The organism is Streptomyces sp. ALI-76-A, assembly GCF_030287445.1.
Classification (GTDB): Bacteria; Actinomycetota; Actinomycetes; order Streptomycetales; family Streptomycetaceae; genus Streptomyces.
On record NZ_JASVWB010000002.1, the window covers coordinates 1,485,339 to 1,498,639 of the forward strand.

General features: G+C 72.5%; 14 protein-coding genes. 8 read left to right on the forward strand and 6 right to left on the reverse strand.

Annotated features, from left to right (window positions below; translation table 11 throughout):
* Positions 1 to 14: 14 nt before the first annotated feature.
* The gene (locus QQS16_RS07645; RefSeq protein WP_286060858.1) at positions 15 to 1,412 is read right to left on the reverse strand and encodes a DUF6421 family protein; all 1,398 of its coding nucleotides are present in this window, start codon (positions 1,410 to 1,412) and stop codon (positions 15 to 17) included.
* A 283-nt stretch (positions 1,413 to 1,695) separates the two neighbouring features.
* Between QQS16_RS07645 and QQS16_RS07650 the strand changes: the two genes are divergently transcribed.
* Positions 1,696 to 2,379 carry a glycerophosphodiester phosphodiesterase gene (locus QQS16_RS07650; protein ID WP_286060859.1) on the forward strand — a complete coding sequence of 228 codons (684 nt, stop codon included), beginning with the start codon at positions 1,696 to 1,698 and terminating at the stop codon, positions 2,377 to 2,379.
* Between the two features lie 23 nt (positions 2,380 to 2,402).
* Here the strand turns inward: QQS16_RS07650 and QQS16_RS07655 are convergent, their stop codons facing one another.
* A complete protein-coding gene (locus tag QQS16_RS07655) occupies positions 2,403 to 2,939 on the reverse strand; it encodes a GNAT family N-acetyltransferase (RefSeq protein WP_286060860.1) in 537 nt (178 codons plus the stop codon).
* A 124-nt stretch (positions 2,940 to 3,063) separates the two neighbouring features.
* On the opposite strand from QQS16_RS07655, the gene QQS16_RS07660 reads away from it, so the two are divergent.
* Positions 3,064 to 3,828 (forward strand): VOC family protein, encoded by a 765-nt coding sequence (locus QQS16_RS07660; protein ID WP_286060861.1) that lies wholly within the window; start codon positions 3,064 to 3,066, stop codon positions 3,826 to 3,828.
* Between the two features lie 144 nt (positions 3,829 to 3,972).
* Here QQS16_RS07660 and QQS16_RS07665 read toward each other — a convergent pair whose 3' ends face one another.
* A complete protein-coding gene (locus tag QQS16_RS07665) occupies positions 3,973 to 4,335 on the reverse strand; it encodes a hypothetical protein (protein WP_353479663.1) in 363 nt (120 codons plus the stop codon).
* Between the two features lie 199 nt (positions 4,336 to 4,534).
* On the reverse strand, positions 4,535 to 5,083 hold the full coding sequence (locus tag QQS16_RS07670) for a MarR family winged helix-turn-helix transcriptional regulator (protein WP_286060862.1): 549 nt from the start codon (positions 5,081 to 5,083) through the stop codon (positions 4,535 to 4,537).
* A 322-nt stretch (positions 5,084 to 5,405) separates the two neighbouring features.
* Here QQS16_RS07670 and QQS16_RS07675 point away from each other — a divergent pair, with 322 nt between their 5' ends.
* The 5 genes from QQS16_RS07675 to QQS16_RS07695 all read left to right on the forward strand — a co-directional run bounded on the left by QQS16_RS07675 (position 5,406) and on the right by QQS16_RS07695 (position 10,326).
* A complete protein-coding gene (locus QQS16_RS07675; protein WP_286060863.1) occupies positions 5,406 to 5,945 on the forward strand; it encodes a DUF5134 domain-containing protein in 540 nt (179 codons plus the stop codon).
* Between the two features lie 178 nt (positions 5,946 to 6,123).
* A complete protein-coding gene (locus QQS16_RS07680; protein ID WP_286060864.1) occupies positions 6,124 to 7,056 on the forward strand; it encodes a M56 family metallopeptidase in 933 nt (310 codons plus the stop codon).
* A gap of 336 nt (positions 7,057 to 7,392) precedes the next feature.
* Positions 7,393 to 8,109, forward strand: coding sequence for a phosphatase PAP2 family protein (locus tag QQS16_RS07685; RefSeq protein WP_286060865.1), 717 nt, complete (start codon positions 7,393 to 7,395; stop codon positions 8,107 to 8,109).
* Between the two features lie 661 nt (positions 8,110 to 8,770).
* A complete protein-coding gene (locus QQS16_RS07690) occupies positions 8,771 to 9,463 on the forward strand; it encodes an HAD family hydrolase (RefSeq protein ID WP_286060866.1) in 693 nt (230 codons plus the stop codon).
* A 164-nt stretch (positions 9,464 to 9,627) separates the two neighbouring features.
* On the forward strand, positions 9,628 to 10,326 hold the full coding sequence (locus tag QQS16_RS07695) for a TetR/AcrR family transcriptional regulator (protein ID WP_286060867.1): 699 nt from the start codon (positions 9,628 to 9,630) through the stop codon (positions 10,324 to 10,326).
* Here the strand turns inward: QQS16_RS07695 and QQS16_RS07700 are convergent.
* Positions 10,314 to 11,816: an LVIVD repeat-containing protein gene (locus tag QQS16_RS07700; protein WP_286060868.1), complete on the reverse strand. Its 1,503-nt coding sequence runs from the start codon at positions 11,814 to 11,816 to the stop codon at positions 10,314 to 10,316. The two genes, QQS16_RS07695 and QQS16_RS07700, sit on opposite strands and share 13 nt — an antisense overlap.
* Positions 11,817 to 12,003: 187 nt before the next feature.
* Here QQS16_RS07700 and QQS16_RS07705 point away from each other — a divergent pair, with 187 nt between their 5' ends.
* Positions 12,004 to 12,657 (forward strand): DUF305 domain-containing protein, encoded by a 654-nt coding sequence (locus QQS16_RS07705; protein WP_286060869.1) that lies wholly within the window; start codon positions 12,004 to 12,006, stop codon positions 12,655 to 12,657.
* A 57-nt stretch (positions 12,658 to 12,714) separates the two neighbouring features.
* On the opposite strand, the gene QQS16_RS07710 is transcribed toward QQS16_RS07705, so the two are convergent.
* Complete coding sequence (locus QQS16_RS07710; RefSeq protein WP_286060870.1) at positions 12,715 to 13,173, reverse strand: DUF6214 family protein; 459 nt, start codon at positions 13,171 to 13,173, stop codon at positions 12,715 to 12,717.
* Between the last annotated feature and the right edge of the window lie 128 nt (positions 13,174 to 13,301).

Consider the following 13,301-nt stretch of genomic DNA (forward strand, 5'->3'; position numbering starts at 1 on the left):
GTGCACGCGGTCGCTCACGCGGCGACCCGTTCGGCGCTCTCGGCCGTGATGCCCTTGGTGGAGGCGATCACGTTCTTCAGCTTCTTGGAGAGCGCCTCATAGAACATGCTCAGCGGAAACTCGTCCGGAAGCACGTCGTCGACGAGTTTGCGCGGCGGCAGACTCAGGTCGAGGGCGTCCGGGCCCTTGGCCCAGCGGGAGCCCGGGTGCGGGGCGAGGTAGGTGGAGACCAGCTCGTATCCGGCGAACCAGTGGACCAGCTTGGGGCGGTCGATGCCGTCCCGGTACAGCTGCTCGATGTCGGCGCACAGCTGGTTGGTGACCTGGGGCGCGCGCTGCCAGTCGATGAAGAGCTTGTTGTCGGTCCAGCGCACGACGTCGTGCTTGTGCAGGTAGGCGAAGAGGAGCTGCCCGCCGAGGCCGTCGTAGTTGCGCACGCGCTCGCCGGTGACCGGGAACCGGAACATGCGGTCGAACAGGACCGCGTACTGCACGTCGCGGGCCTGCGGGACGCCGTCGGCCTCCAGCGTCACGGCCTCCCGGAAGGCGGTGAGGTCGCAGCGCAGCTCCTCGAGGCCGTACATCCAGAACGGCTGGCGCTGCTTGATCATGAACGGGTCGAAGGGCAGGTCGCCGTGGCTGTGGGTGCGGTCGTGGACCATGTCCCACAGCACGAACGCCTCCTCGCAGCGCTTCTGGTCGTGGACCATCGCGGCGACGTCCTCGGGCAGCTCCATGCCGAGCACGTCCACGGCGGCCGCGGTCACCCGGCGGAAGCGGGCGGCCTCGCGGTCGCAGAAGATGCCGCCCCAGCTGAACCGCTCGGGCGCCTCGCGCACCGCGATCGTCTCGGGGAAGAGCACCGCCGAGTTGGTGTCGTAGCCGGCCGTGAAGTCCTCGAACGTGATGCCGCAGAACAGCGGGTTGTCGTAGCGGGTGCGCTCCAGTTCGGCCAGCCAGTCCGGCCAGACCATGCGCAGCACGACCGCTTCGAGGTTGCGGTCCGGGTTGCCGTTCTGCGTGTACATCGGGAAGACGACCAGGTGCTGGAGGCCGTCCGCGCGGTTCGCGGCGGGCTGGAAGGCCAGCAGCGAGTCGAGGAAGTCCGGCACCCCGAAGCCGCCGTCGGCCCACCGGCGCAGGTCCCGCACCAGGGCCTGGTGGTAGGCGGCGTCGTGCGGAAGCAGCGGCGACAGCTCCTCGACGGCGTCGGTGACACGGCGTACGGCACGCTCGGCGTCCGCGCGGTCGGGGGCGCCCTCGGCCGCGAGGTCGATCGACCCGTCCTTGGACTGCCATGGCCGGATCTGCTCCACGGCGTCCTTGAGCACGGGCCACGCCGGGTGCTCCACCACCCGGGCCGCGGGAGGAACCTGCTCCTCCGAACCCACCTGCACAAGAATTTCCGTCATGCCCCATCCTCCACGGGAGAACCTCACGTAAGGAGACCGTATACGTACGTGGTTTCGGTCAGCAAGTGGAGCTTCGGGAAATTATCCTGCCACCTCTCATCGTCACAGAACTTTTTCCTGTTGGACATCGTGTGGGCAACTCCTTCCGCTTCGCCCGCCCGCTCCCGGCGCAGGCACGGGTTCATCGCGGGGCCGGGCCGTTAGGCTGCGAATCCGACCCCGCGGCCGTCCGCCCCGGTCCGCGCGGGACGCCGAGCCGCCGTCGACGGAAGCGAGACGAGCCTTGAACTTCCTCACCATCGGTCACCGCGGAGTCATGGGTGTCGAACCCGAGAACACGCTCCGCTCCTTCGTCGCCGCCGAACACGCGGGCCTCGACGTCATCGAACTCGATCTGCACCTGAGCAAGGACGGCGCCCTCGTCGTCATGCACGACGCCCGCGTGGACCGGACGACCGACGGGACCGGCCCGATCGTCGAGCGGACCCTCGACGAGCTGCGCGCGCTGGACGCCGGGCGCGGCGAGCGGATCCCGGTGTTCGATGAGGTCCTGGACGCCGTGCGGCTGCCGCTACAGGCCGAGATCAAGGACGTGGCGGCGGCCCGCGCGCTCGCCGAGGTCATGCACCGGCGGAACCTGACGGCACGCGTGGAGGTGTCCTCGTTCCACGACGAGGCGATCACCGAGATCTCCCGGCTGGTGCCGGGGGTACGCACCGCCCTGATCGCCAGCCGCTACGGCACCGATGTCGTGGACCGCGCCGTGGAGGCCGGGGCCGCGACCGTCTGCCTCAACATCCGGCGGCTGACCCTGGAGATCGTGGAGCAGGCGCGCAAGGCGGACCTGAAGATCATCGGCTGGGTGGTGAACACCCAGGACCATCTACGGCTCGCCCGGGCCCTCGGACTGGACGGCGCGACCACGGACTACCCGGAGATCAAGCGCACGGGCCGCTTCACGGCGTGACGGCGGGCCGAGCGGCGTAACGATCATGCGAGCTCCTTGACCAGCAGCTCGAACCGCAGGTCGTCGCGCCGCGGAACACCGAAGCGCTCGTCGCCGTACGGGAAGGGGGCCGTCTTTCCCGTACGGCGGTAGCCGCGGCGCTCGTACCAGGCGATGAGGTCGTCGCGCACGGAGATCACGGTCATGTGCATCTCCTTGGCCCCCCAGGTCGCCCGCGCCTGCCGCTCCGCCTCCGCGATGATCACCTTGCCGAGGCCGCCGCCCTGCAACGCGGGGCTGACCGCGAACATCCCGAAGTAGGCGTGCTCGCCGCGGTGTTCGAGCTGGCAGCAGGCGACGACCCGGCCGTCGCGCTCGACGGTGAGCAGGCGGCTGTCGGGGGCCTTGATGACGGCCAGCACACCCTCCGGGTCGGTCCGCTGCCCCTCCAGGATGTCCGCCTCGGTCGTCCACCCGGCACGGCTGGCGTCCCCTCGGTACGCCGACTCGATCAGCGCGACCAGCACGTCCACGTCGGCGTCGGTGGCCTCACGGAAGATCAGGTCGGTTGCGGCGTCCATGGCGTGGTTCTCCGGTTCTACGGCGGCGCGGGCACCGACGAGCGTAACGCCGCCACCATCGGATGGCCGGGCCCCGGGCCGGGGCTTAGCGTGCTGTCGGGGGGACATCCCCGGGAGGAACACCATGAAGCTCGACGAGCCGGTGACCGGCGGCCCCTGCTGGACCGAGCTGGGGACCAGCGACCTGGCGGCGGCCCAGCGGTTCTACACGCGACTGTTCGGCTGGCGCCCCGAGACGGATCCACGCCAGGAGGCCGGCGGATACACCATCGCGCACCTCGGGGACGCCGCGGTCGCCGCGCTGACCCCGCTGTACCAGGAGTCGCAGCCGGTCGCGTGGAACGTGTCGTTCGCCGTACGGGACGCGGACGCCGCCGTCCGGACGGTGACGGAGGCCGGCGGCACGGTCCTGGTCGGCCCGATGGACGTGTTCGACGTGGGCCGGTTCGCGGTGGCCCTCGATCCGGCCGGGGCGGCCTTCCAGCTCTGGCAGGGCCGGTCCTTCCCGGGCGCCGGGGTGTTCAACGCGCCCGGTTCGCTGGGCTGGGTGGAGCTGCTGACCCGGGCCCCCGAGCGGGCCGTGGTGTTCTACACGACGGTGTTCGGCTGGAGCGTCAACGCCTCGGCGCAGTACACGCGGTGGGGCCTCGACGGCGCCGACTTCGGCGGCATGGTGACGATGGGCGACACCTTCCCGCCCGAGGTGCCCCCGCACTGGCTTCCGTACTTCGCGGTGGAGGACGTGGACGCCACCGCGGCCACCGCGACGGCGGCGGGCGGCACCCTTCTCATGGAGCCCACCTCCGTGCCCGGCGGCCCCCGCATCGCGGTGCTGCGGGACCCGCAGGCGGCGGTGTTCGGCGTGTACCGCGCGGGGGACGAACGCTGACGCACGCGAGGCGGCCGGTTCCTCCCTGCGCCGGGCGGCACGCGCGACGCTCGCCGATTCCCGTCACGGCCCACGTGACGGCACACCGCCCGCTCCCGACGGATCCGCCAGAACGGCGCGTCCTTCGGAACAGCGGCGTCACCGTCACCCGGTCGAGGACGGGGGCGTGGGCGGTCGTTGATCGTGGGGGTCGCGGGACTCGCCGTCGAAGTCGGGGAGTTCGCCGCCCGCCGCGACGAACGACGGCAGGATCTCCAGCGCGTCGGCGCCCGGGTGCGCCGGAGGCCGTCCTGCGCCTCGTCGTGACCGTGCGGACGTACCTGCCCTCGACGACCGCCCGGCTGGGCACGCCGTCTCCGTACAGGCCGTGGATCTGCCGCTCGCGCCATGTCTCCCGGACAGGCCGTGGATCGTGCCGCTCGCGCCGCCGTGGATGGGGCCGGTGCCGGCTCCGAGGTCGACGGTGAGCCGGTCGGGAGCGGGGACGCCGGGGTCTTCGGCGGTCACGCCATCCACCCTTCGTCCGGCACGTCGTACGCCGGGCCATCCACCCTTCGTCCGGCACGTCGTACGTCGGGCGGTGATCCGGACCGGCCCGGTCGAACGCAGGAAGGAACCCTCAGCCCCGTCAATGGCTGGTCCACCAGCGAAACGCGCGGTGCACGGCGGCACCGGAGCATCAGGGCGGCGGAGCCGCCGGGCGGTCTCAGGGGCGCGGGGCTCCCAGGCGGCCCTCCAGCCGACTCAGCAGCCCGGCGAGCAGCCCGGCCAGTTCCTCCTGCTGCGCCGGGTCGATCCCGGACAGGACGGAGGTCTCGTAGGCGAGCTGCTCGGGCAGGACGTCGTCGACCAGATCGCGTCCGGCGTCCGTGAGGCGGACGTGCGCGACGCGGCGGTCCCGGGTGTCGCCACGCCGGTCGACCAGGTCCCGCTCGGTCAGGGCCTTGAGGCGCTTGGTGACGGCGGCGCCCGAGGAGAAGGTCTCGCGGGCCAGTTCGCCGGGGGTCAGCTCGTGTCCGGTGCGGCGCAGCGCGCCGAGCAGGTCGAACTCGGGGCGGCTGAGGGCGGCCCGGCGCAGGGGGGCGTCCTCGGCCTGCTGGAGGAGGGCGGCGCAGCGGTTGACGCGGCCGATGATCTCCACGGGGCCGGTGTCGAGGTCGGGGTACACGGTCTGCCACTGCCGGACGACCGCGGCGACCGTGTCGTTCCCCGACTCGTCCTCCGCCGTGGTCGGCCGTCCGCCGGTCGCCGTCATGGCCGTACGCACTCCGTGGTGTCCGTGTCCGTGTCCGTGTCCCGGTCCAGGTGCAGTCCCCGGCCCGTACCGTCGCCGCGAGCGTACGGCGTCCGCGCTGTTCGGCGCGCACGACCCTCTGGTGCGGCAGGGCACGCTGCCACCACTCGCGGGAGCCGGCCTCGACCGTGGTGCGCAGGTCGGCCAGGGCGGCGGCGAGGCCCCGGCGGGCACTCCGACCTGCCGTGCTCCGTCGGATGCACCCCGTGTACATCCTTGCGCTCGCTTGCGCGCCGCACCGCCCGGGCATCCCTTGACCGACCGTCGAGCGGGAGGTGGAGGCGTGCACGGACCGGCTTCTCCCGGCTGGCTGCTGGTGGTGGTGTGCGCGGCGACCGGGGCGTACTGCCTGCTGCGGATGCGCAGCGGGGTGGAGGAACAGCGCCGCGCCGCGGGCGGCGAGGCGCTGATGGGTTTCGGCATGGCCGCGATGGCCGTGCCCGCGGCGGCGTTCACCCCGCCGTCCTGGGCCTGGCCCGCCTACGCGGCCGTGTTCGGCGGGGCGGCGGTGCACTCCCTGTGGGCGGCGCGGGCGAGCACGCATCACCTGCACCACCTCGTGGGGGCCCTGGCCATGGTCTACATGGCGGCGGTCATGGCCGCCTCCCCCGCCGCGCAGGCCGGGCACGGCGGGGCCGACGCCCCCCTGGTGACGGGGGCGCTGCTGCTCTACTTCGCGGGGTACGTGCTGCTGTCCGGCGCACGCCTGGTGCCCGCCGGCGCTGCGGGCGCGGCCGTCCCGTGGGGAGACCGGCCCGAACTGGCGCGGGCCTGCCGGCTGTCGATGGGGATCGCCATGGTGACGATGCTGCTGACGCTGTGACCCACACCCGCCGAAGGCCGCGGCGCGGACGGTACCGCAATCGGCCTGAGGCGCGGACGGTACGGCCGCCCTACGGAACAAGGCACGCACGGTACGGCCGCGTACGGCACCGTTGCCTGCGTCACTTCGGCCGCAGGCTCCGTACCCGCGAGCGGCGCGGCGCTCATAAGCTGCACCCATGATGCTCCCCGCGGCACTGTTGCTGCTCGGCGCCCTGACCGCCGTCCTCGCGCCCCGGCTGCTGGCCCGGGCCGACTGGACGGACCACGAACCCGTCCTCGCCCTGTGGGTGTGGCAGTGCGTGGTGGCGGCCGTCCTGCTGTGCTGTGCGTTGTCGATGACCCTCAGCGCGGCGGTGGCCTGGCAGGCGGTGCGCGGCCATGTGTTCGCGCCCGCCCCGCACGCCGTCGTGGAGGCCTACACGCTCGGTACGACCGGACCGTGGCCCGCGGCGACCGCGGTGGCGCTGGCCTGCGGCGGGGTGTGGAGCGCGGCGATGCTGGTGCGCGAGGTCGTCCGCACGCGTGCCCGGCGTCGGCAGCGCCGGGCCGAACTCCTCGTTCGCGCACCGCTGTTGCCCGGCGAGGACCCCGGCAGCCGGCTCGTGGTGCTGGAGGGCGAGCGGCCCGACGCCTGGTGGCTGCCGGGTACGACACCCCGGCTCGTCGTCACCACGGCCGCGCTGCGCCGGCTGGAAGGACGCCGGCTGGACGCGCTCGTCGCACACGAGGAGGGGCACGCCCAGGCCCGGCACGACTGGCTGCTGCACTGCTCGGCGGCGCTGGCCGGCGGGTTCCCGCGGGTGCCGGTGTTCGCGGCGTTCCGCGACGAGATGCACCGGCTGGTCGAACTGGCCGCCGACGACATGGCTTCCCGCCGCTTCGGACGGCTGACCACCGCGCTCGCCCTGGTCGAACTCAACGAGGACCGCGGCGTGTTCGGACCCGGCGCGGTCCCGCACGCCCATCTGCCGCAGCGGGTGCACCGGTTGCTCGCTCCCCGGGACCGGTTCACCGCGACCCGCCGACTGCGGCTCACGGCCGCCGCCGCGCTGGTACCGGTCGTCCCCGTACTGGTGGCGTTCGTACCGGGGCTGCGGGCGCTGGGGTGACCGGCGGGGGAGAGTTCGTGGATCGAGGGTGAGTCCTTGGCTGGGCCCTTGTCCGCGTGTCGTCCGGCGCGGCGACGGCTGACGGACTGCCGCGCTGGCGCACTGAGGCACTGACGCACTGACGCACTGAGGCACTGACGGGGTGCTGTCGCGGACGGGAGCACGGCGTGCGGCCCGGGCCCGGTATGCGCCGAGGTGTGATGTCCGGTGCGGGCTGCGGGCTGCGGGCTGCGGGCTGCCCGACGACACCCCCGCGACACGTGGAAGTCACGCCGGCATCGACCCGTTGTCGCCCGGAATTGGTTTCACGCCCCATGCGTCGGCGAGGATCGGGGTATGCACACCTCGTCCGTCGACTCCCCGCCCCGTCCGTCGGCACACCGCGCCGCCGCCCGCGCCGCCGGCGTCCTCGCGCTGTGCTCCACGCTGCTCCTGGTGCTGGTCGCGGCGAGATGGTCGCCTCTGATCGACTTCGACGGGGATGTCTCCCGCACCACCCATCGCTGGGCGGTGGAGGAACGCGGCGTCACGCAGACCTTCCGGATCCTGACGGACTGGGTCTGGGACCCGTGGACGATGCGCATCCTGTGCGCGGTCGTCGTGGTGTGGCTGGTGTGGCGGCGCGCGGACTGGTGGACGGCCGGGTGGCTGGCGGCCGCCTGTGCGCTGGGCACGCTGGTGCAGCAGGGCCTGAAGGCCGCGGTCGGCCGGGCCCGCCCGGTCTGGCCCGACCCGGTCGACACGGCCCACTACGCGGCCTTCCCGTCGGGCCACGCCATGACCGCGGTGGTCGTGTGCGGCCTCCTGCTGTGGCTGCTGCGCCGCCACGGCGTCGGCCGCGCCCTGTGGACCACGGCCGTCACCGTGGCGGTGGTGTCCGTCGTCGGCGTCGGCCTGACCCGGGTGTGGCTGGGCGTCCACTGGACCACCGACGTGGTCGGCGGCTGGCTCCTGGGCGCGCTGACGGTGGCCCTGGCGGTGCTGGCCCAGCTGCGGTGGCGACCGGTGAACTCCCCGCTCGCGCCGACGCGTACAGGGGACCACCCGGGCTGAGACCGGCAGCCGCTCCGCACGCCGAGGGCCACGCCGTCCGTCGCATCGCCGTTTCTCACCGCGCGCCTGGCCGGGCACGACCCGGCCGACCGCGGGGCCGTTCGCCCGCGCCCTGACACCGGACGGCGTCCTGCGGCCGGCTGCGTCCCCGCACACCGGACCGCGTCGTGCGGCTCGCCCCGCGCAGGAGCGAGCGGGTGGCCTGCCCGCGGGCGGCGGCAAGGTCCCGGCCGTGGGCGGAACGGGGTCGGGGTGGCTCCGCTCCCCGGCCGCTGGGAAGTCCACGAGCCGGCCGACCAGTCCACCGGCCACCCCGGCAGCTCCGGCAGCTCCGGCTACCCGGCGGCACCTGCCGCGCCGGGCACCCCCGTGCTGCTTGTCGCCCCGCCTACTCCGGCAGGCTCCACCTGGCCCACACCGGCCGCACCGGCCACCCCGGCGGCACCTACCACGCGACGACTCCCAGGCACCGGCCGCCTCGGCGGCACCGGCCAGCCCGCAGCACCGCCACCCCCGACGACTCCCGCCGACACCTGCCCCCCGGCAACCCTGGCACCCCCGGCTACCGCCCCGCCCCGCCCCATGGCACGCGCTCCCCCGCGCCCTGGACCGCATGGGCAAGCCGCCCCGGCCCCGGAACGTGGCCTCGTAAGATCACCGCATGGCTGCCGTGTTGTTCGACTTCTCAGGGACCCTCTTCCGTATCGAATCCGGTGAGTCGTGGCTGCGAGCCGTTCTCGCGCGGACCGGACTCTCCCTGCCCGAGCCGGAGTTGCTGCGGGCCGCGCAGGCCCTGGAGCGCGTGGGCGCCCTGCCCGGCGGGAGTTCCGCCATCCTGCCGGTCCCCGACGAGCTCGCCTCCGTCTGGGAGATCCGCGACAAGAGCGCCGAGCTGCACCGGGCCGCGTACACCGGCCTCTCCCGCCGCGTACCGCTCCCCGATCCCGCGTTGCACGACGCGCTGTACGACCGGCACATGACTCCCGCCGCCTGGGCCCCGTATCCGGACGCCGCCGAGGTGCTGCGCGCGCTGCGCGAGCGCGGGATCGGTGTGGGCGTGGTCAGCAACATCGGCTGGGACCTGCGGCCGGTGTTCCGCGAGCACGGACTCGACGCCCATGTCGACACGTACGTCCTGTCGTACGAACACGGCATCCAGAAGCCGGACCCGCGCCTGTTCGAGATCGCCTGCGCGGCGCTGGGCGCCGACCCCCGGGACACCCTCATGGTCGGCGACGACCGGCGGGCGGACGGCGGCGCGGCGGCTCTGGGCTGCGGGGTGCACTTCGTCGACCACCTGCCGGTGACCCAGCGACCGGACGGACTGCGGCCGGTCCTGGACCTCGTGGGGTGAGCGGGAGAACGTAGCCTCAGGCCACCACCGGCGGAAGATGCCCGCCCGCCCTGGACGATCCCCCGCGTCGCCCAGGGCGGACGGCAGCCCGGACCTTGCCTGAGGGCCGGTCCGGACGCACTGAGTATAGTTGGCTGGCAGCCAGTCAACGCAGGAGTTACAGCATGTCCCCGCGCAGCGCCTCGGTCAATGAAGAGTTGCGGCGGCGTTCCCGGGAGCGGCTTCTCCAGGCCGCGGTGGAGCTGGTCGGCGAGCGCGGGTACGAGGCGACGACGCTCGGAGACATCGCGGACCGGGCCGGCTCGGCCCGCGGCCTGGTGTCGTACTACTTCCCCGGCAAGCGCACGCTGGTGCAGTCCGCCGTGCACCGGCTGATGCACCGCACGCTGGAGGAGGCGCTGGAGCGCGAGCCGTGCACCGAGGACGGCCGGGAGCGGATGGCGCGGGCCATCGACGCGATCCTGGGCCTGGCCCGGGACCGGCCCGTGCTGATGCGCCAGCACATGGCGGGGATCCTCCAGGCCGAGGGCTTCGTGCAGTGCCCGGAGCAGCAGCGCCTGTCCCAGCTGTTGCGCGAGACGCTCGCCCGGCACGGTTCCGCGGACGTCGACGCGGACTATCCCATGCTGCGGTCGCTGCTCATGGGCTCGGTGTTCGCGGCCCTGGTCCCCGGTGCGCCGATGCCGGTACCGGTACTGCGGGCCGAGTTGTTCAAGCGCTACCGGCTCGACTGGGAGCTCGGGGTCCCGCCGGATGCCGCTACGGCGTCCGGCGGGACGGGTGAGACGGACGGCACGGACCTGTCGCGCTTCTTCGCGACCGGGACCACGCCGGAGTGCGGCCGGGACGGTCAGTCGAAGTAGTCCGGCTGCGTCTGCACGTTGAGCTCGCCCAGCCGGACCCGCTTCGCCGGGTCGGTGCGCCGGTCGTTGAGCTTCAGCACGTCGAAGCCCTTGGCGATGTCGTTCGAGTAGATGTAGCCGTTGTAGTAGTACGCCGACCAGGAGCCGGCGGTCGTGACCCGGTCGGTGGTCAGCGGGCCGCGCTCGAAGTAGGCGATCTCCTTCGGGCGCGCGGAGTCCGTGAAGTCCCAGACGGACACGCCGCCCTGGTACCACGCCTGGACCATGAGGTCCTTGCCCTTGACCGGGATCAGTGACCCGTTGTGGGCCACGCAGACCTCGGTGGGCGCCTGGTGACGGTCGATCTTGAAGTAGCTGCGGAAGACCAGCTTGCGCTTGTCGCCCTTGCCCACGATGTCGTAGATGCCGTCGGCGCCGCGGTTCGGTCCGACCTCCGCGTTGCAGGTGGCCGCACCGCCGCCGCCCAGCTCGTCGGTGAAGACGATCTTGTTCGCCTTCTGGTTGAAGGTCGCCGAGTGCCAGAACGCGAAGTTGACGTTGTCCTGCACCTGGTCGATCACCTTCGGACGCTCGGGGTCCTTGATGGAGAACAGGATGCCGTCGCCCATGCAGGCGCCCGCCGCGAGGTCCTTGGAGGGCAGCACGGTGATGTCGTGGCAGCCGGTGGTCTTGGAGACGCCCGGGTTGGTGGGTCCGCCGGGGTTGCCGCCGCCGTCCGCGCCCTCACCGGGGAAGAGCACCGGGAAGCCCACGATCGCCGCCTTCTCGGGGGCGCCGCGCGGCACCTTGATGACCGAGATGCCGTCGTGCGGCGGCTGGCAGTCCGGGTAGGTGGCGTTCGGTGAGTACGAGGAGACGTAGACGTAGACGTTCCTGCGCTCGGGCACCAGGGTGTGGGTGTGGGAGCCGCAGGCGGTCTCGACGGCGGCGACGTACTTCGGGTTCGCCTTGTCACTGATGTCGAAGACCTTCATGCCCTCCCACGACGACTTCTCGGTCGCGGGCTGCGTGGTGCTGTTGCAACTGCTGTCGCTGCGCGAGGAGTCGGTGGACAGGAAGAGCAGGTTGCCGGAGACGGAGATGTCGTTCTGCGAGCCGGGGCACAGCACCTGGGCGACCGTCTTGGGCGCCTTCGGATTGCTGATGTCGAAGACCCGGAAGCCGTCGTAGTTGCCGGCGTAGGCGTACTTGCCCTGGAAGGCGAGGTCCGAATTGGTGCCGGGCAGCACGTCCTTGGGGACGTTGGCGAGGTGCTCGATGTTGGCGGAGTGGACTATCTGGTCCTGGGCCGGTATCTCACCCTCGGCGACAGCCGCCCGGACCTTGGCCTCGGTGCTCTTGGACACCTCCTTGCCGGCGGTCGGCGCGTCCCCGGGGTCGGGGGTCGCGGCCGCCGGAGCCGCCGTCAGCAGCGCGGCCAGCAGGCCGGTGGCCGCCGCCGCGACTCCCCAGCGTCTGTGCCGGGTGGGGGGGTTGTTCGACAGGATCACTGCTTCCTCCCTGGATCCGTTCGGTGTGAACGGTTCACGCACCACGAAGTATGGTCTTGACCATGCACATATCAACAGTGGTCAACAAAGATGTAATGAAGGTTTTCGATCAGTCATGCGCTCAAGCGTGCTAGGACGGTCACCAGCACTCACGAGGTGCCCATCTCGCCTGCCACAGGAGGTCGTTGTGTCCTTCCGCCGCGTGTTGCGCGCTCCCCTCGCCACGGCCACGCTGACCGCGTTGGCCGCGCTCGGGCTCGGAGCCTGCGACTCCGGGCCGGACCCGAAACCGGCGGCCGGGACCGGCCCCTCGGTGCTCGTGCCCGGCAAGCCCGGTGAGGCGAACCGGACTCTGTCCCCCGAGGACGCGGAAGAGCAGCGTGTCGACGACGACACCCCCAACTCGGCGGACGTGGACTACGCCCGGATGATGATCGAGCACCACAGGCAGGCCCTGGAGATGGCCGAACTGGTCCCGGACCGCGCCGAGTCGGCGAAGGTCAAGGCGCTCGCCGAACGCATCGCGGCCGCGCAGGGCCCGGAGATCAGCAGTATGCAGGGCTGGCTCGAGGAGCACGGCAAGGACGAGAAGGGCGACGGCCACGAGCACGCCGCGATGCCCGGCATGGCGACCGAGGCGCAGCTCAAGAAGTTGCGGGCGGCCCGGGACAAGGCCTTCGACCAGCTCTTCCTCACCCTGATGACCACCCACCACGAGGGCGCCGTCACCATGGCCACGGACGTCAAGGGGCAGGGCAACAACGTGCGGATCGAGGAGATGGCCGACGACGTGATCGCTCAGCAGACCAGCGAGATCACGCGAATGCGGTCCATGCTGTGACCCGCCGCGAGGCGCTGCGGCGCCTCGCACTCCGCCACCGCACCCCGACGTCCGTGCTCAGCGCCGACCGTGACGTGGCGTCAGGAGACCCGCGTCCCGCGCCCGCGCGATCAGCCTGAGGGACGTGCGGCGGCCGTGCCCGGTCGCGCACATCACCGCGACGACGGGATCGCGGCCCGCCTTCTGGGCATCGCGGTACTCCTGCGCGACCAGCCGCTGCCCCTCGACGCCGCGCGGCCACGCGGGGCGGGCGCGGCGCGGCGCGGCCGCCCCGGGGGCGGGTGCGGGCCCGGCACCGCAGGCCTCGCAGAGGGGCTCCTCGATCCAGTCGGCGAGCACGGCCAGGTCGTCGAACGACAGCGCCGGCCGTGCCCGGACGTCCTCGACCGAGACCCCGCCCGGGGACACCACGGCGAGCGCGTCGACCCGGGCGCCGTCGGCGAACTCCAGCCGGACGTCGAACCAGGACGTCGTGCCTCCGTGCTCCCGCACTTCCCACGCGGGCCGCACGGACACGGCGCCGTCCTCCGGACAACGATCAGAAAGATTAAGAAAGGATGCGTCTAGCACACACGCAACGTAACCTCATGATCACATTCCATACGAACGGACACGCGCCCCGTTCCGCGCGCAGCCCCCTGTCA

Excerpts from the sequence above, each read along its gene's own strand:
- QQS16_RS07645 (WP_286060858.1), bottom strand. The coding sequence starts at position 1,412 with ATGACGGAAATTCTTGTGCAGGTGGGTTCGGAGGAGCAGGTTCCTCCC.
- QQS16_RS07655 (WP_286060860.1), bottom strand. The coding sequence starts at position 2,939 with ATGGACGCCGCAACCGACCTGATCTTCCGTGAGGCCACCGACGCCGAC.
- QQS16_RS07660 (WP_286060861.1), top strand. The coding sequence starts at position 3,064 with ATGAAGCTCGACGAGCCGGTGACCGGCGGCCCCTGCTGGACCGAGCTG.
- QQS16_RS07670 (WP_286060862.1), bottom strand. The coding sequence starts at position 5,083 with ATGACGGCGACCGGCGGACGGCCGACCACGGCGGAGGACGAGTCGGGG.
- QQS16_RS07680 (WP_286060864.1), top strand. The coding sequence starts at position 6,124 with ATGATGCTCCCCGCGGCACTGTTGCTGCTCGGCGCCCTGACCGCCGTC.
- QQS16_RS07685 (WP_286060865.1), top strand. The coding sequence starts at position 7,393 with ATGCACACCTCGTCCGTCGACTCCCCGCCCCGTCCGTCGGCACACCGC.
- QQS16_RS07690 (WP_286060866.1), top strand. The coding sequence starts at position 8,771 with ATGGCTGCCGTGTTGTTCGACTTCTCAGGGACCCTCTTCCGTATCGAA.
- QQS16_RS07695 (WP_286060867.1), top strand. The coding sequence starts at position 9,628 with ATGTCCCCGCGCAGCGCCTCGGTCAATGAAGAGTTGCGGCGGCGTTCC.